Genomic DNA, 17,734 nt, shown 5'->3' with positions numbered 1-17,734 from the left:
GGGTCCGGCGCTGCCCCCTTCCCAGCCCGTGGCGGTCAGCCGGTGCGGGTGCCGAGCCGCGCCAGCGCCGTCGCCAGGTCACTGACCTGGTCGGCGAGCTGCCCGGCGCGCCGCTGCGCGGCGTCCCGGTCCGCCTCGATCACGGCCGTGCGCGCGGCCAGGTCGGCCGCCCGCGCCTCGGCGGCGCTCGCGGCACGCCGCACGTCGGCCAGCTCCGCGGCGAGCGCGTCCCGCTCGGCGGTACGGGCCGCGGCCTGCTCCACCGCGGCGGCCACATCGGCCCGGAACCGCTCGACGGCAGCGGCAGCCTCGGCGCGGACCGCCTCGATCGCCGCGCTCGCCTCGGCGCGGGCCCGCTCCAGCGCCGCCTCGGCGTCGGCACGTACCGCGTCGGCCCGGTCCCGCTCGGCGCGCGCCGCCCGCGCGGCGGTGGCCTCGGCGTCGGCGCGTTCGGCGTCGGTCCGCGCCGCGCGCTCGGCCTCGGTGGCCCGCCCTTGCGCGGCCTGCGCGTCGGCGCGCGCCCGGTCGGCGTCGGCGCGGGACTGTTCGGCCCGGTCCAGGGCCTCGGCGGCGGACCGGGTGGCCCGCTCGGCGTCGGCGCGGGCGGTGTCCCGTTCGGTGGTCAGCTCAGCGACGCGGCGGCGTTCGGCGTCGCGTTCGGCGCGTACCGTGCGCAGGTCGTGCCGGGCGGCGTCGCGGTCGCGTTCGGCCTGCACCCGCAGCGCCTGCGCCGCGCCCGCCTCGGCACGGGCCGCGTCGCGGGCGTCCTCGGCGGCGGCGACCCGCTCGGCGGCCGTCGCGGCCGCCGCCTCTGCCCGCTCGGCCCGGTCGGCGGCGGCGTCGCGTTCGGCGTACGCGGCGCGGGCCTGCTGCCGTTCGCGGGCCGCTGCCGCGGTCGCGTCCTCGGTCTCGCGGCGGGCCTCGTCGCGTTCGGCGTGCGCGGCCGCCACCTGCGCGGACGTCTCCGCGCGCAGCTCGGCGAGCTGGCGTTCCACACCCGCCGGGGACAGCTCGGCGTGCAGCGCCTCGGTGAGGGTCTCGACGATCTGGTCGAGCCGGTCCACCGCCTCCCAGGTGCGCGCCACCTGCCCGGGCAGGCCGGGGGAGTTGCGGTGACGCATCCGCGAGTTGCGCGCGGCCCGCTGGCAGGCGCCGTCGTTGTCCCGGCAGTAGCGGAACGGGCGGCCCGCGCCGACGCGCTGCGGCACGTCGCGTCCGCAGTGGGCGCAGGGTCGGGTGTCGGTGGCGGGCTCGGCGTCCATCGGGGGCGAAGTCTATCCGGCGGCGTCGGCGCGGGCCGCGCCGTCGAGGGTGTAGCGGCGCTGCAACAGCACCGCTACCACCATCACGGCGGCGGGCAGCAGCCCGAAGCCGTAGCGCAGCGCGTCCAGCGCGGCCGGGGACTGGGTCACGGTCTGCCCGGCGGTCGAGGCCACGAACCCGCCGGCGGTCAGGCACAGCGCGTACGCGTACGGGCCGAGCGCCGCGCCGGTGGCCTCGGTGGCGGTCCACACCCCGGTGTACGTGCCGGCCCGCTCGGCGCCGCCGCCCGCGCGGATCACGTCGGGCAGCATCGAGAACGGCAGCAACTGCATGCCGGCGAACGCCACCCCGAGCACCGCCACGGCGGCCACCAGCACCGGCAGTCCGGCGGGACGGCCGATCGCCAGCACCAGCGACCCGGCGGCGAACGCGGCCTGCGCGGCGAGCAGGGCGCGTTGCTTGCCGATCCGCCGCGCCACCGCCAGCCAGACCGGGGTCACCAGCAGCGCGGGCGCGACGAACGCGGCCACGAGCACTGTGGTGAGTCCGGGGCGGCCCAGCTCGTACTCGGCGTAGTAGGGCACGCCGGCCAGCACGAGGTGGGTGGTGGTGGACATGGCCAGGTATGCGCCGACCAGCCAGCGGAACTGCCGGTCCCGCAGGCTCGCGGCCAGCGCCCGCCACCCGCCCGGACCGTGCGGCGGGGCCGTGTCGGCGGCGGTACGGCGCAACCGGCCGATCCCGGCGACGCCGACCAGCATCGCGGCGAGCATCCCGGCCGCCAGCACCACGCCCATCAGCAGGTAACCGTCGCGGGTGGCGTCGTCGCCGCCGGCCAGCAGCGGCGCGAGCAGCCCGGAGACCAGGATGCCGAGCGTCAGCACCACCATCCGGAACGCCATCAGCCGGGTCCGCTCGTGGTAGCCGATCCGCAGATCGGCAGGGGTCGCCAGGTAGGGCACCTGGTACGCGGCGAACAGCAGGTTGCCGGCGACGAAGAACACCGCCACCCAGCCGGCCGCGGCGGCGCCGGTGAGGCCGCCGGGCACGGCGAACAGCGCGGCGAACGCCAGCGGCAGCGCGCACCCGGCCAGCAGCAGCCGTCGGCGGTGACCCCGGCGGGCCTGCTCGACGTCGCAGAGGTGCCCGATCCACGGGTGCAGCAGCACGTCGGCGATCTTCGGCAGCAGCAGGGTGAGCCCGGCCAGCCACGGGGCGACCGCCAGCACGTCGGTCAGGAAGTAGAGCAGCAGCAGCCCGGGCACTGTCACCCAGACGCCCATGCCGAGTGAGCCGGTGGCGAACCCGGCGAGCGGGCCGCGTGGCAGGGTGAGCGCGTCGGAGCGCTGATCCAGCCCGGTCATCGCGGCCTCCTGTCCTCGGGGCACGCCGCCCCCAATCCAACGGTTGCTGGATTGTAGGGGGAACAATGGCCGGATGACCATGCCTCGCCGCCGGCCCGGTCGGCCACGCCGCGACGACCAGCGCCCGACCCGTGACCTGGTGCTCGCCGCCGCCACCGCATTGTTCGCCGAGCGGGGCTTCGACGCGGTCAGCGTCCGCGACGTCGCCGCCGCGGCCGGGGTGGACGCCGCCACCGTGGTGCACCACACCGGCACCAAGGCGCAGCTCTACGACGCCTGCTTCGCCCGGGTGTTCAGCGCCGAGCGGGAGGTCATCGAGGCAGCCGGGGAGCGCGCCCGGGCGGCCCTGTCCGCCGGGCCGCACGACGCGCTGCGCGCGCTGCACGACCTGCTGGACGTGTTCGTCGACTTCCTGGAGGACCGGCCGGAGACCACCGCGTTGTGGCTGCGCCGCTGGCTGGAGCCGCAGCGGCACGGCGAGCTGGACCGCCGCTACGCCGCGCCGCTGTACGGGCTGGTCGAGGAGCTGCTCGTCGCGGCGGCCGAGGCGGGCGCGCTGACCGAGCCGACGCCGCACGTGACGGTGCGTTCCCTGGTCTGGACGGTGCACGGGCACGTGGTGGCCCTGGCGGCGGGCACCGGCTCGGGCGCGCGCGAGCGGCGGGAGTTCCGGGCGTTCGTGCACCGCTTCCTCGACGCGCTGTACGGCGGCGCCCGGCCTTGACGCCGGCCCGCACTCCGGGGATTATCCATCGGTCGTTGGATTAAGGAGGCGGGTATGGCCACACCGAGGGTGGCCGTCGTCGGCGCCGGAGCCGCCGGGCTGGCCACGCTCAAGGCGCTCGCCGACGCCGGCGTCCCGGCCGTCGCGTTCGAGGCGGCCGACACGCTCGGCGGCCTCTGGGTGTACGGCGCACCCGGCTCGCCCGCGTACCGGACGCTGCACCTGAACACCAGCAAGGGGCGCACCGAGTTCGCCGACCACCCGATGCCCGCCGACTGGCCCGACTACCCCGACCACACCCGCGTCGCCGGCTACCTCGCCGACTACGCCGACCGGTTCGGCCTGCGCGAGGCGGTACGGCTGCGCCACACCGTCGAGCGGGTCACCCGCACCGGCGACGGCTGGCGGGTACGCGCCACCGGCCCGGACGGCCCGGTCGCTGTCGACGTCGAGGCGGTGGTGGTCGCCAACGGACACAACCGGGTGCCGAAGCGGCCCGAGCCGTACCCCGGCGAGTGCGCCGCCGAGCAGATGCACAGCCACGACTACCGAGGGCCGGAACAGCTCGCCGGGCGGCGGGTCCTCGTCGTCGGTGGCGGCAACTCCGCCATGGACATCGCCGTCGACGCCTCGTACGCCGCCGCACGCACGCTGCTGTCGCTGCGCCGCGGCGTCTGGGTGGTGCCGAAGTACCTGCTCGGCCGCCCGTCGGACACGCTCAACGGCGCGCTGGCCCGCCGGCTGCCGTGGCGGCTGCGGCAGCGGATCAGCCAAACCATGATCACCACCGCGGTCGGCCCGCCCACCCGGTACGGGCTGCCCGCACCGGCGCACGGCTTCCTCCAGGACCACCCGACGCTGTCCGACGCGCTGCTGTCCCGCCTCACCCACGGCGACATCCAGGCCCGGCCCGGCATCGCCCGCTTCGACGGCGACCGGGTCGAGTTCACCGACGGCCGCCACGACGAGATCGACCTGGTCGTCTGGTGCACCGGCTACCGCGTCGAGATGCCGTTCCTCGACCCGGCGCTGCTCGGCGACGGCCCCGACCGGCTTCCGCTGTACCGGCACGTGTTCCACCTCGACGCCCCCGGGCTGGCATTCGTCGGGCTCATGCAGTCCACCGGCGCCGCGTTCCCCCTGGTCGAGGCGCAGGCCCGGCTGGTCGCCGCGCGGCTGGCCGGCACCTGGACGCCACCGGACGCGGCCCGGCAGGCCGCCGCCTGCCGCGACGAGCTGCGCGCCGCCACCGCCCGGTGGGGGCAACGCCGACCGCACATGCGCGTCGACTTCGACGTCTACCTGGCCGAACTGGGCCGCGAACTGGCCGCCGGCCGGCGCCGCGCCGGAGCGGCACGATGAACGCCCCGGGACGGCCCCCGGCCGAGGACGCGCAGCGGACCGGATCCGGCGCGGCAGGCCGAGGCTCGGCCGCCGGATCCGGCACGCCGGGCCGCAGCGCCCTGGCCGGACGACGCGTGCTGGTCACCGGCGCGCGCGGCACGTTCGGGCAGCACCTGGGTGCCGCGCTCACCGCCGCAGGCGCGCACGTGGTCGGGCTGGACCTGCACGCCGACCCCGATGCCACCCCTGCGGTGCTCGGCGTCGACCTGACCGACCCGGCCGCGACGCCACCGGCCGTGGCCGCCGCGATCGACCGGCTCGGCGGACTCGACCTGCTCATCAACAACGCCGGTGTGGGCGGGCCCGCACCCGCCGAGCTGCCGCCGGACGAGGTGGTACGCCGCCAGATCGAGGTGAACCTGCTCGCCGCCTGGCGTACCACCGCCGCCGCGATGCCCGCCCTGGAGGCCGCCCGCGGACGGGTGATCTTCGTGGCCAGCCGGATGGCCGTGCTGCCGCTGCCCCTCGCAGCCGCGTACGGGGTCAGCAAGCGGGCGCTCGTCGCATACGCCGACGCGCTGCGCCACGAAGTAGGCACCCACGTCGGCGTCAGCGTGGTCTACCCGAGCATGGTCGCCTCCCCGATCCACGACAGCACGGTGGCGGCCGGGCTGTCGCTGAGCGGAGTGTCCCGCCCGGAACCCGTGGAGGGAGTGGTGGCGGCGATCCTGCGCGCCGCGACCGCCCGCCGCGCGCCACGGGACGTGGCCACCACCCGGCGCGGCCGGATCGAACTGGCGCTGGCCCGGCACGCTCCGGCGCTGGCCGACCGGATCGTGCGCCGTACCGTTGCCGGAAGGCTGGCCGCCGGTGACCTGGACGGTGCGGCGCTGGCCGAGGGCATGGTCCGGCGGCACCGGCAGGCCGGCGGGTAGCGTGCGCGCATGGCCGTCTCGCCCTACATCGCCCGGCTGCGCCGCCACATCGGCCACGACCTGCTCATGCTGTACGGCGTCAGCGGCGTGGTCACCGACGACGCGGGACGGGTGCTGCTGGCCCGCCGGGGCGACAACGGCCGCTGGTCGATCCCGGCCGGCACCGTCGACCCGGGCGAGCAACCAGCCGACGCGCTGGTGCGCGAGGTCCACGAGGAGACCGGCGTCAAGGTGGCTATCGACCGGCTGGCAGGTGTCGCCACCCACCCGGTGGTGTACCCCAACGGGGACGCCTGCGAATACCTGAACGTCTGGTTCCGCTGCCGGGCGATCGGTGGCGCGCCGACGGCCGACGGCGACGAGTCGCTGGCGGTGGCCTGGTTCGCCCCGGACGCGCTACCCGAACTGGACGACTGGGCGCGGCTGCGGATCGGCACCGCCCTGACCGACGACGCCCCGCCGTGGTTCACCGCGCCGGGCGAGAGCCACCCGGCGCTGCACCAGCCCGACAACCTCTAGCCGAACGCCATCTCGCACGGCCGGTCCGGCGCCAGATCCACCGCACGGCGGTCGCCGGGCGCGTGCACCACCACGCGCTGCGCCACCGGCGACACCAGCCGGGCCCGGACTCGGCCCGGCGCCCAGGTCAGCTCCTCGACGGTGACCCGGCCCCGGCAGGTGACGCCGCGCAGCGTCCCGGCGGGCAGTTCAGGTAGCGGCGCGGGCAGCAGCCGCAGCACCCCGGGGCGGGACTGCACCAGCGACTCGATCAGCACCGCCGGCAGCGTGTGCGCGGCGTCGGCGTTGTACGTCCTCCGGCCCGGGTTGTGCGCGCTCATCAGCGACCGGAAGAACATGTCCGCGCCGAGGATCTTGCCCAGGTTCGCCGCGACCAGGTCGCCGTCGCGCAGCCGCGCCGCCGCCAGCGCCCGGTGCAGGCTGCCGTGCGCGGAACCGTCCTCGTCGCCGCGCAGCGTCAGCGCACGGTGCGCGGCGGCGGCCAGTTCCGGGGTGTCGTCCGGGTTGATCTCGTCGAGCGGCCACACCGGATACAGGTGGCTGACGTGCCTGTGGTTCTCGTCGCCGGTGCTGCCGGGCCACGCCCACTCGGCGAGCGCGCCGCGCCCGTCCACCAGGTAGCCGGGCGGCCGTACCCCGGCCCACCGGTCCTCGCCGGTCACCTCGGCGGCCAGCCGCAGCGCGTGCCGGGCCGCGGCGACGTCCATGGTGGCGTTGACCGCGACCGGCGCGGTCCGGCCGGTGTCGTCGTACGGGCCGGTCTCCGGCGAGTACGACGGCACCAGCGCCGGCTGCCCGTCCACATCGGTGAGCACGTCGGCGAAGAAGTCCGCCACCTCGGCCAGCCAGCCGGCCACCGGACCCAGCGGCTCGCCGGTGACCAGGTGGTGTTCGTGCAGCGGGTGCAGCAGCCAGTCCGCGCCGGCGAGCCACGCGGTGAACGGCCAGTCGGGGTGGACGTGGAACAGGTGCCCGTGCTCGCCGTCGGTGCGGCTGGGCGCGAGCAGCCCGCGCGCGCCGTACACGGCTCGGGCGTTGGCGCGCCAGTCGGCCACCTGCGCGGCGACCAGCCGGGCGTGCGCCGCTGTCACCTCCGGCAGCGCGCCCACGTTCGCCCCGGCGAGCTGGAGGTTCAGGTTCGCGTCGGTGGTGAAGTCACCGGCCCACGCCGCGTCCCAGGAGCCCAGCCACAGCCCGGTCAGCCGGGGCGGCAGCACCCCGCTGGCGCTGAACAGCAGGTACCGGCCGGAGTGGAACAGCCGCTCCAGCAGCGCCGGGTCCAGCCGGTGCGGCGCGGCGGCCTGCCGGGCCAGCAGCTCACCCACCGGCAGCGCCCGGTCGGCGGCGGGCACGCCGAGGTCCAGGCCGACCCGGGTGTACGGCCCGCGATGGCGCGGCGCGTGCCGGGCCAGCAGCGCGTCGTAGTCCCCGGCCAGCGCGGCGAGCCGCCGTTCCGAGTCCCGGGTACGCCACGGCGGCGCGTCGGGCCGGTCGACGAGCGTGGTGAGCAGGGCCGGTCCGCGTACCCGCGCCCGGTCGCCGTCGACGCTCACGTCGCCGCGCAGCAGCGTCAACCCCTCGAACCCGTACGCGCCGCCGGCGTGCGGGTAGCGGGCGCGTACCCGCAGGAACACCAGCCCGTCGCGGCGGTACGCGGCCTGCTCGTACACCACGTCGGCGGGCCGGCCGGGCAGCTCACCGGTCACACCGACCACGCAGTCGCCCTGGTCGAGGTGGAGCACCGCCACGCCGTCGGCGCGGGAGGCGAAGCAACGCCGCCGCCCGCCCGACCACTGCACCTCCACCTCCCCGGTGGTGAAGTCGGTGTCGCGCCGGTAGCCGCGTACCGGGCCCGGCGGTGCGTCGACGGTGAGCGCGTACCCGGGGTGGAACGACTGGGTCCACTCCAGCTCCCGGCCGCCGGTGAGCAGCCGGGCGGCCTCGGCACGGCGCCCGGCGAGCACCAGCGCGCGGATGTCCGGCATCAGCGCGGCCAGCTCGGGCGCGCGGGCGTCCCGGGTGCCGTTCGGCAGGACGAGCCGGTGGTGGTTCACCACGATCCGTTCCGCGTACGGCTGCCCGTGGACCATGAGTCCCAGCTCGCCGTTGCCGGTGAGGAACGCGTCGGTCCAGTCGGCGGCCGGCGCGGTGTCGTGGACGCGGTGCACGGTCACCGGCGGGCGCTGGTGTCCCGCACGGTGAGGTGCGGTTCCAGCAACGTCACCTCGGGCACTCCCTCGCCGCTCAGCCGCCGCATCAGCAACGCCACCGCCTGCCGGCCGACCTCCTCGGCGGGCACCGGTACGCAGGTGAGCCCGGACTGCTCGGCCAGCTCGTCCGGGCAGATCGCGACCACCGACACGTCGCGCGGCACCCGGCGGCCGAGCAGCGGCAGCGTGGCCAGCACCGGCCCGACCGCCGACTCGTTCTGCACCACCAGGCCGGTGACGTCCGGGTGGTCGGCGAGCAGCGCCTCCAGGTCGCGGCGTACCGCAGCCGGTCCCTCCTCGCAGGAGCGGGTCACCGCGTCGACGCCGAGCCGCCCGGCGGCGGCGCGTACCCCGGCGCGGGTGCGGTGGGCGAACCCGGTGCCCCGGTCGTAGACCGCGGCGGGCGCGCCGAGCAGCGCGATTCGCCGGTGCCCGGCGGCGGCCAGGTGTTCCACGCACAGCTCCCCGGCGCGCCGGAAGTCGAGGTCCACGCAGGCCAGCCCGGTGCTGTCGGCGGGGTGCCCGATCAGGACACCCGGCAGCGCCAGCTCCCGCAGCAGCGGCACCCGGGAGTCCTCCAGCTCGACGTCCATCAGCAGCACGCCGTCGACGAGCGCGCTGCCGGCGATGCGGTGCAGCCCGGCCGGGCCCTCGTCGGCGGTGACCAGCAGCACGTCGTGGTCGTAGCGGCGGGCGGTGGTGACCACTGCGGTGGCGAACCGCATCACCACCGGCACCTGCATGCCGGTACGCAGCGGCAGCACCAGCGCGATCACGTTGGCGCGGCGACTGGCCAGGGCGCGCGCCCCGGCGTGCGGGTGGTAGCCCAGCGCGCGGACGCTGTCGAGGACCCGTCCCCGGGTGGTGGCCGAGATGGTGCGTTTGCCGCTGAGCACGTACGAGACGGTGCTGGCGGCCACTCCGGCGTGCCGGGCCACGTCGGCGATGGTGACCTGCTCGCCGGGGACGCGCCCGCTCACCGGGCGGCTCCACAGCTGCGGTCGGCCGGGGCGACCGTCGTGGCGTCTCCGGTCACGGCGAGCGCGCCGACGAGCCGGATGTCGCGAGCGGACCGGCCCACCAGCACCGAGTGGACGGTGTCCTCCACCACCATCGCCGCGCGGGTCTCGTCCCACCAGGCCAGATCGGCGGTACGCAGGCGCATCGTCACCCGGGCCGCACAGCCCGGATCGAGCGTGACGCGGGCGAAGTCGCGCAGCTGCCGCAGCGGCTGCTTGACCCGGGAACGCCGCTGCCGGGTGTAGAGCTGCACCACTTCGGTGCCCGGGCGGCGGCCCGTGTTGGTGACCTCGACGCTCACCTCCACCTCCTCGCCGGCACGTGCCGTGGCGGTGCTCAACCGTAGGTCAGCGTAGTCGAACTCGGCGTAGCTGAGCCCGTGCCCGAACGGGTACAGCGGCTCACCCCGGTGGTAGAGGTAGGTGCTGTCCGCGCCGATGACGTCGTAGTCGAGCAGGTCGGGCAGTTCGGCCGTGTCGGCGTACCAGGTCTGGGTGAGCCGCCCGCCCGGGTCGGCGGCGCCGAGCAGCACGTCGGCGAGCCCGTTGCCGTGCTCCTGTCCACCGTGGGCGCTCCACAGCACCGCCGGCAGATGCTCCTGCGCCCAGCCCACCGCGTACGGGTAGCTGCTGGTCAGCGCCAGCACGGTACGCGGGTTCGCGGCGTGCACCGCGCGCAGCAGCTCCTCCTGGCCGGTGGGCAGCGCCAGGTCGGCCCGGTCCTCGGTCTCCCGGCCGTTGACCATCGGGTGGTTGCCGAGCACCACCACCGCCACGTCGGCGGCGGCGGCGAGCGCGGCGGCGTCGGCGGCCCCGTCGGCGCGCAGCGTCACGGTGAACACGGCCGGGTCGCCGGTGGCGACGCTCAGCCGCCCGTCAGGTGCGACGCCGACGTGCCGTCCGGTGGCCAGGTGACGCAGCAGCGCCGTGCCGTCGGGCCGGTGGTCCAGGCGGAACGTCTCGCGTACCACCCAGCCGCCCGGTCCCTCGCGGTCGGCAACCAGGGCCCCGGCGTCGTCGGCGCCGACGTACCGGCCGGTGTCCACGGCGCGTAGCGCCACCACGTCCTGTCCCCAGTCGACCACCTCGAACTCGGCCGCGGTGTCGCCGAGCGCCAGCGGGCCGTCGCCGTCGAGGCGTACCGCCCGGTCGCCGACGTGCAGCGTGACCCGGTCCGTGCCGGGGTGGGTGGTCACCTCCGGCAGCCGTCCGAGCAGCCCCGCGTAGGCGCTGATCGTGTACGGCGGGGTGCCGCTGTACCAGTCGGTGAGCACGGTGTCGGCGAGCGGGCCGAGCACCGCGACCCGGGTGCCGGGGCGCAGCGGCAGCAGGCCGTCATTGCGCAGCAGCACGACCGACTGGCGGGCGGCCTCGCGGGCGAGTTCCCGGTGGGCGAGGCTGTCGAGCGTGTGTGGCGGCACGTCGTCGTGGGGATCCGGGTCCAGGTCGCCCAGGCGCGACCGGACGGACAGGATCCGCCGTACCGCCCGGTCCACGTGGGAGGGCTCGATGAGGCCGCGGGCCAGCGCCTCGGTGAGGCGTTCCACCGTGGGGGCGCTGTCCTCGTCGTCCTCGGTGAAGCTGTCGATCCCGGCGCGCAGCGCGGCGGCGAACCCGGCCACGTGGTCGGGCAGGTACTCCTGCACTCCGGCGATGTTGCCGACCGCCCCGGCGTCGCCGACCACCATGATGTCGTCGTCGGCGTAGCCGCGCAGCTCGCCCTCGATGAGCGGGCTCAGGTGCGCCGGTACGCCGTCGACCAGGTTGTACGACGCCATCACCGCGACCGCCGCGCCCGCTGCCAGCGGGGCGCGGAACGCCGGCAGCTCGTATTCGTGCAGCACCCGGGGTGGCAGGTCGCTGGACGTGGTGGCCCGGTCGGTCTCGTTGTTGTAGCCGAGGAAGTGCTTGAGCGTCGGCGCGGTGCGCAGCCGGATCGGGTGGTCGCCGCGCAGCCCCAGCGCGTACGCGGTGGCGAGCTTGCCGGTCAGCCACGGGTCCTCGGACCAGCCCTCCTCGTTGCGTCCCCACCGCGGGTCGCGCAGCGGGTTGACCACCGGCGCCCACACGTTGAGGCCGACCCGGACCGGATCGGCGCGGTGCTTGACCCGTACCTCGTCGCCGACGGCGGCCCCGACCGCCCGGATCAGGTCCGGGTTCCAGCTCGCGGCCAGGCCGATCGCCTGCGGGAAGACGGTGGCGGTGCCGAGCCACGCGACGCCGTGCAGCGCCTCGGTGCCGGTGCGGAACGCGCGCAGGCCGAGCCGGGGCACCGGCGCCTGCCACTGGTGCAGCAGGCCGAGCTTCTCCGGCAGCGTGAGCCGGGCCAGCAGGTCGTCGAGACGGTGGGGGACGGGGTCGGTCATGGTGGGCGCCTCCGGTCGGCGTACGGGCCGTCGCCCAGCCGTCGAAGCGCTTCGACGACCGTGCCGGTGACGGGGCGGCGCGTACGCGAAAAAGGGTGGTGGTCGGTGTCGGCAGGGTCGGCCCGGAGCGGTGGTGAAGCGCTTCGACAACCGCCGAAAAACACGCCGCTTTCGCAGGTTGCCCGGTCCCGGAACGCGGCGCTACCGAGGTTGACACCTTCCGGCCGGTGCGGTCAAGGGGTCACCCGGCGGGCAGGCGTCCCGCCTCCACTGTGGCCAGCGCCGCGGTGGCCCCGCCCAGCGCGCCGGCCGCGGACCCGAGCGTGCTGGCCTCCAGCCGTACGCCGGGCGGGACCGGTGTACGGGCGGCGAGTTCGGCGTGGGCGGCCGGCAGCAGCCACGGCGCGAGCGCCGCCAGGTGCCCGCCGACCACCACCACCTCCGGGTCGAGCAGCCCGGCCAGCACCGACGCCGCCTGGCCGAGCAGCCGGCCGATCTCGGTGAGCCCGGTGCGTACCGGCTCGTCCCCGGCGCGGGCGAGCGCCTGGATCCGTTCGATCTCCGGCAGGTGGTCGGTGACCGGGCCGGCGTCCGGCAGCAGCCGGCCGATCACCGCGTCCACGCCGAGCAGCGCGGTGAGGCAGCCGCGCCGCCCGCACGCGCAGGGCGGGCCGTCGGCGGCCAGTGGCAGGTGCCCGATGTCGCCGGCGAAGCCCCTGCTGCCGCGCAGCAGCCGCCCGCCGCTGATCAGGCCCGCGCCGATCACCGGCCCGCCGGTGAGGTGCACCAGGTCGGCCGTGCCGGCGTACGGGCCGTGCCGCTGCTCGGCCAGGACGGCGAGGTTGGCCTCGCTGTCGACGGTGAGGGGGAAACCCGGATCACGCAGGGCGCGGCGCAACGCGGCGGCGAGCGGTACGCCGCGCCAGCCGAGCGCCGGTGCGGCCGGCACGTCGCCGTCGGCGTCGACCAGCCCGGGCACGGCCACGGTGAGGCCGAGCACGGTGCGCTCGGCGCCGGTGACGCGGGTGACGGCGCGGCGGGTCAGCGCCGCCAGCGCCTTCACCGTCTCCTCGGCACCGGCGGTGGCGGCGGGGAACGCGCGCCGCCACGTGAGCACCGGGTCGCCGCCCAGCCCGGCGGCCACCGCGACCAGCTCGTCCGCGCCGACGCGCAGCCCGAGCCCGACGTAGCGGGCGCCGTCGAGGACGAGCATCGTGGCGGGGCGGCCCACCCGGTTCTCGGTCAGCCCGGTCTCGCGCAGCAGCCCGTGTTCGATCAGCTCGCCGACCAGGCTGGAGACGGTGGCCTTGTTCAGCCCGGTGCGTGCGGCGACGTCGGCCCGGGAGCAGGGGGCGTGGCGGCGGACGTGCCGGAGCACCGCGGCCCGGTTCGTCACCCGCACGTCGCCGAGGTCGGCCGTCGGCCGGTCGATGCTGATCACGTACTGCCCGCCTCCTGCGCCCGGCCCTGGGTTCGGCTAAAGCTTAAACTAAATAGGCGCGATCCCGGCCGGGTGGGCCCGGCCGGGGAACCACGGCACGAACGGCGTCACCGGGACCGGCTCGCCGTCGAGCACCACCCGGCGCGGCGGGTCCGTGCCGACCACGCTCACCCGCCGTACGTCCAGCGGCCCGTCGACGCGTACCCGCAGCGTGTCGCCGTCGCGCACGGCGGTGACCGTGGTGTCGCCGTCGGGGTCGCGCACCACGCTCACGCCGTCCACGCCGCCCCAGGCCACCAGCGTGACGTCCCGGAACGGGCCGGTTCCGACCGTCGTCGCGGGCGCCACCGTGGGAATCAGGGCGCCGTGCCGCACGTACAGCGGCAGGCGGTCCAGCGGCACGCTCACCCGCAGGTGCCGTCCGCCGGTGTGCCGCTGCCCGGTGTACGCGTCCAGCCAGTCGTCGCCGGTCGGCAGGTAGACGGTGCGCTCGCCGGACCTGTCGAGCACCGGCGCCACCAGCAGGTCCGGGCCGAGGCGGTACTGGAGGTCGGCGGTCCAGGCGGCCGGGTCCTCCGGGGTGTCGACGAGCAACGCGCGCATCATCGGGCTGCCGGTGCGGGCGCTGTCCACTGCCGCCGACCAGAGGTACGGCAGCAGCCGGTAGCGCAGCCGCAGCGCGTCCACCGCGTGCCGTTGCGCCTCGGGCGGGAACTCCCACGGCAGCCGGCTGGTGGTGCCGTGCAGCCGTACCAGTGGTGAGAGCGCGCCGAACTGGGTCCAGCGCACGTACAGGTCCGGTTCGGGGGTGCCGTGGAAGCCGCCGGTGTCGTGGCTCCAGAACGGCACCCCGGACAGCCCGTGGGACAGACCACCGCGCAGCGTGCTGGCCATGCCGGGCCAGGTGGCGTTGACGTCGCCGCTCCACTGGGCGCTGTGCCGCTGGCCGCCCAGGTACGACGAGCGCGCCCACACGGTGCGGTGCCCGGCCACCTCCTCGGTGACGTCGGCGACCGCGTCGTTGAACAGCAGCGCGTACACGTTGTGCAGCTCGACGCCGGTCATGCCGTTGTGGGCGACGGCATCGGCGGGCACGCCCTCGGCGAAGTCGGTCTTGAACACGGCGACGCCCTGGGCGAGCAGCGGGCGCAGCAGGTCCTGGAACCAGCTCACCGCGGCCGGGTTGGTGAGGTCCACGATCGCGCAGGCCGGGTAGCTGCCGTGCCAGGTGTCGGCGACGTACGTGCTTCCGTCCGGGCGGCGCAGGAAGTAGCCGGCGGCCTCGGCCTCGGCGTAGAGCGGGCTGCCGGTCATCAGGTACGGGTTCATCCACAGGCACACCCGGAAGCCCTGCTCGGTGAGGTCCTTGAGCATGCCGTCGGGGTCGGGGAAGGCGTCGGTGTCCCAGCGCAGGTCCGACCAGTGTCCGGCGACCTGCCAGTAGCAGTCCAGGTGCAGCACGTCGCAGGGGATGTCGTCCGCGCGGATGCGCTGGGCCCGTTCCAGCACGCGCTGCTGGCTGTCCGGGAAGAAGCCGGAGGAGATCCACGCGCCGAACGCCCACCTCGGCGGCAGGTACGGCCGGCCGGTCAGCGCGTCGAGCCGGTCGAGCACCTGCGCCGGGGTGGGTCCGGCGAGCACGTAGTAGTCGAGCAGGTCGTCCGGGACGAGGATCTGCACGCTGCTGTGCGTGCTGGCGCACATGTCGAACTGCACCGGCAGCCCGCTGTCGACGAGTACGCCGTAGCCGCGGTCGGACAGGTAGAACGGCACGTTTTTGTGCGACCGGTCGGACTCGCCACCGAAGGCGTCGAAGTTCCACATCAGCGGCCGCTGGCCGCGCTTGTCCAGTGGGGTGAACTTCTCGCCGAAGCCGACGAACCGCTCGTCGCCCGGCGCGACGAAGCTCTCGTGCCAGGCCACCGGCTCCCCGTCGACTGTGGAACGGCCCAGCGGCAGCGTGCGGCGGCGGCCGCTGATGTCGCGGGTGCCGGCGTCGGAGGCCAGCAGCAGTCGTCCGTCCAGAGTGTGGAACCGCAGTCCCCACGGGTCCAGGCTCAGCTCGGCGACCATGCCACCGGCCGCCACCCGGACCTGCCCGTCGGCGACGGTCACGGTGGCCGGGTGGGGTTGCGGGTGGACCAGTGTCAGCGCCGGTGCGGACCGGCTGCGTACCGAGGGGTCGTCGGCGAGGCGTACCCGGATGATCCCGTCCCCGGCGGCCTCGACGCGCGTGACCAGCGTGCGGCCGGACGCGCAGGTCGCGGTGAGCGTGACCCCGTGCGCGTCGGTTGCGGCGACCTCGGCCCGCAGCACGTCGTCGGCGCCCTCCTCGCCGGGGGCGCGGACCGGCAGGTCGGGCGGGTCGGCCACGAAGGTCTCGTACGGGACCAGCGGCGGGCGGTACGGCATGGGCGTCTCCTCGCGGCGTCCACGGGCGGTCCCGCCAGTTTCTTTGGAAGCCCAACTAACTGTCAATGATCGACGCCATTGACTTTCCTTCTCACCTGTTCCTATTTTGGCCGGGATGACAACTAAAGCGCCGTGGAGCGACGGGCGGCTCTGCTACGGCGGCGACTGGAACCCGGAACAGTGGCCGCCGGAGGTGTGGCGCGAGGACGTCGCCCTGATGCGCGCCGCCGGGGTCAACCTGGTCACCGTCGGCGTGTTCGCCTGGTCCCGGCTGGAACCCGAACCCGGCCGCCACACGTTCGACTGGCTCGACCGCGTGCTGGACCTGCTGCACACGAACGGCATCCGGGCCGCGCTGGCCACCCCGACCGCGTCGCCGCCGCCGTGGTTCTCGCTGCGGCACCCGGACGCGCTGCCGGTCACCGCCGACGGCGTCCGCCTGACCCACGGCAGCCGCGACACCTACTGCGCCGCCGCGCCCACGTACCGCGACGCCGCCCGCAGCATCGCCGAGGTGCTGGCCGCCCGGTACGCGCACCACCCGGCGCTCGCGCTGTGGCACGTGCACAACGAGTACGGCACCACCTGCCACTGCCCGCACACCGAGGCGGCGTTCCGCCACTGGCTCACCACCCGCTACGGCGACCTCGACGCGCTCAACGACGCCTGGGTGACCAGCTTCTGGAGCCAGCACTACTCCGACTGGGCGCAGGTCGGCACGCCCCGCGCCACGCAATATCTCGCGAACCCCGGCCAGCTGCTCGACTTCCGCCGCTTCTGGTCCGACACGCTGCTGTCCGCGTACACCGAGCAGCGTGACCTGCTGCGGGCGGCGAACCCTTCGGTGCCGGTCGCCACCAACTACGTGCTCGGCGACTGGGTGCCGGTGGACCACGCCCGCTGGGCGCGCGAGGTGGACGTGGTCGCGATCGACCACTACCCGTCCGCGGTCGGCTCGGACGCGCAGGAGCAGACCGCGTTCGCCGCCGACGTGGCCCGCGGCTGGGCCCGCCACGGCGCCGGGCGGCCGGCGCCGTGGCTGCTGGCCGAGAGCGCGCCCAACCAGATCCACGTCGCCGGGCGGATGCACACCAAGGAACCCGGCCGGATGACCCGGCACAGTCTTGCCCACGTCGCACGCGGCTCCGCCGGGGTGATGTTCTTCCAGTGGCGCGCCCCAGCCGGCGGCGCGGAACGCTTCCACTCCGCGGTGGTGTCGCACGCCGGCGCGGACACCCGCGTGTTCCGCGAGGCCACCGACCTGGGCGCCGCGCTGGCCCGGCTCGCCGGGACCGCGCCGGGCCGCGTCGAGGCGGCGGTGGCCATCGCGTACGACGCGGCGAGCGGCTGGGCGCTGCGGCACCCGGGGATGCCCCGCGCCGGACTCGACCACCCTGGCGAGGCGGCTGCCGCGCACCGGGCGCTGTGGCACGCGGGCGTCACCGCCGACGTGGTGCCGCCCGGCGCCCCGCTCGACGGTTGCCGGCTGCTCGTGCTCCCGGCCCTCTACCTGGCCTCGGACGCCACAGTCGACTGGGTACGCCGGCACGTCCACGCCGGCGGGCACCTGCTGGTGACCTGGCTCAGCGGTGTCGCCGACGAGCACGCCCGGATACGCCTCGGCGGCTACCCGGGCGCGTACCGGGACCTGCTCGGCGTACGGGTGGAGGAGTTCCACCCGCTCGCCGACGACGAACACGTGCCGCTGACCGGCGGCGGGACCGGCCGGATCTGGTCCGAGACGGTGCACCCGGCCGGCGCGGAGACGATCAGCGCGTACGCCGGGGGAGTGCTTGACGGCCGTCCCGCGATCACCCGGCACCGGATCGGCGACGCGCACGCCTGGTACGTCTCCACCCGCCCCGACGACGACACCTATCGGCGGTTGCTCACCGAGGCAGCAGGGCTCGCCGGTGTGACCCCGACCTGTCCCGGAGCGCCCGAGGGCGTCGAGGCGGTACGCCGCCACGACGGCCTGCTCTACCTGCTCAACCACACCGACCGGCCGCAGCGGGTGCCGGTCACCGGGCTCGACCTGCTGACCGGCACGACGGCCGACGGCTCGTTGACGGTGCCGCCGGGTGGTGTTGCGGTCGTGCGCGAGGAGCCGTCGTGACGCCGCCCCGGCGGCATGCGT

The 17,734-nt window shown here is 75.7% G+C and carries 12 protein-coding genes; 5 read left to right on the top strand and 7 right to left on the bottom strand.

Annotated features, from left to right (window positions below):
• Window positions 1-35: 35 nt before the first annotated feature.
• Together A4R25_RS06635 and A4R25_RS06630 are read right to left on the bottom strand one after the other, a co-directional pair.
• Entirely contained in the window at window positions 36-1,262 is a 1,227-nt protein-coding gene (locus A4R25_RS06635; RefSeq protein ID WP_064445992.1) for a hypothetical protein, read from the bottom strand.
• A gap of 12 nt (window positions 1,263-1,274) precedes the next feature.
• Window positions 1,275-2,627, bottom strand: a complete 1,353-nt coding sequence (locus A4R25_RS06630) for an MFS transporter (RefSeq protein ID WP_064445991.1) — start codon at window positions 2,625-2,627, stop codon at window positions 1,275-1,277.
• Between the two features lie 73 nt (window positions 2,628-2,700).
• On the opposite strand from A4R25_RS06630, the gene A4R25_RS06625 reads away from it, so the two are divergent.
• The 4 genes from A4R25_RS06625 to A4R25_RS06610 are packed head-to-tail and all read left to right on the top strand — an operon-like array spanning window position 2,701 to window position 6,149.
• Window positions 2,701-3,351 carry a TetR/AcrR family transcriptional regulator gene (locus A4R25_RS06625; RefSeq protein ID WP_227457361.1) on the top strand — a complete coding sequence of 217 codons (651 nt, stop codon included), beginning with the start codon at window positions 2,701-2,703 and terminating at the stop codon, window positions 3,349-3,351.
• A 54-nt stretch (window positions 3,352-3,405) separates the two neighbouring features.
• Window positions 3,406-4,713: an NAD(P)/FAD-dependent oxidoreductase gene (locus A4R25_RS06620; protein ID WP_064445990.1), complete on the top strand. Its 1,308-nt coding sequence runs from the start codon at window positions 3,406-3,408 to the stop codon at window positions 4,711-4,713.
• Window positions 4,710-5,630, top strand: coding sequence for an SDR family oxidoreductase (locus tag A4R25_RS06615; RefSeq protein ID WP_064445989.1), 921 nt, complete (start codon window positions 4,710-4,712; stop codon window positions 5,628-5,630). The genes A4R25_RS06620 and A4R25_RS06615 overlap by 4 nt, the downstream gene beginning before the upstream one ends.
• Before the next feature lie 9 nt (window positions 5,631-5,639).
• Window positions 5,640-6,149: an NUDIX domain-containing protein gene (locus A4R25_RS06610; RefSeq protein ID WP_064445988.1), complete on the top strand. Its 510-nt coding sequence runs from the start codon at window positions 5,640-5,642 to the stop codon at window positions 6,147-6,149.
• Here the strand turns inward: A4R25_RS06610 and A4R25_RS06605 are convergent.
• The 5 genes from A4R25_RS06605 to A4R25_RS06585 all read right to left on the bottom strand — a co-directional run bounded on the left by A4R25_RS06605 (window position 6,146) and on the right by A4R25_RS06585 (window position 15,597).
• Complete coding sequence (locus A4R25_RS06605; RefSeq protein WP_064445987.1) at window positions 6,146-8,323, bottom strand: glycoside hydrolase N-terminal domain-containing protein; 2,178 nt, start codon at window positions 8,321-8,323, stop codon at window positions 6,146-6,148. The two genes, A4R25_RS06610 and A4R25_RS06605, sit on opposite strands and share 4 nt — an antisense overlap.
• Window positions 8,320-9,339 carry a LacI family DNA-binding transcriptional regulator gene (locus A4R25_RS06600; RefSeq protein ID WP_064445986.1) on the bottom strand — a complete coding sequence of 340 codons (1,020 nt, stop codon included), beginning with the start codon at window positions 9,337-9,339 and terminating at the stop codon, window positions 8,320-8,322. Before A4R25_RS06600 ends, A4R25_RS06605 begins: the two co-directional genes overlap by 4 nt.
• On the bottom strand, window positions 9,336-11,744 hold the full coding sequence (locus A4R25_RS06595) for a beta-glucosidase (RefSeq protein WP_064445985.1): 2,409 nt from the start codon (window positions 11,742-11,744) through the stop codon (window positions 9,336-9,338). Before A4R25_RS06595 ends, A4R25_RS06600 begins: the two co-directional genes overlap by 4 nt.
• A 241-nt stretch (window positions 11,745-11,985) precedes the next feature.
• Window positions 11,986-13,185 carry an ROK family transcriptional regulator gene (locus A4R25_RS06590; RefSeq protein ID WP_064445984.1) on the bottom strand — a complete coding sequence of 400 codons (1,200 nt, stop codon included), beginning with the start codon at window positions 13,183-13,185 and terminating at the stop codon, window positions 11,986-11,988.
• Between the two features lie 48 nt (window positions 13,186-13,233).
• Window positions 13,234-15,597: a TIM-barrel domain-containing protein gene (locus A4R25_RS06585; protein ID WP_064445983.1), complete on the bottom strand. Its 2,364-nt coding sequence runs from the start codon at window positions 15,595-15,597 to the stop codon at window positions 13,234-13,236.
• 115 nt (window positions 15,598-15,712) lie between these two features.
• On the opposite strand from A4R25_RS06585, the gene A4R25_RS06580 reads away from it, so the two are divergent.
• Complete coding sequence (locus tag A4R25_RS06580; RefSeq protein ID WP_064445982.1) at window positions 15,713-17,713, top strand: beta-galactosidase; 2,001 nt, start codon at window positions 15,713-15,715, stop codon at window positions 17,711-17,713.
• Window positions 17,714-17,734 lie beyond the last annotated feature (21 nt).

Origin of the sequence: Micromonospora sp. NBRC 110037 (genome assembly GCF_001652995.1) — a bacterium.
GTDB lineage: Bacteria > Actinomycetota > Actinomycetes > Mycobacteriales > Micromonosporaceae > Micromonospora > Micromonospora chalcea.
The sequence above is the reverse complement of the archived record's forward strand: the minus strand, read 5'-3'. Positions and strand labels throughout refer to the sequence as shown.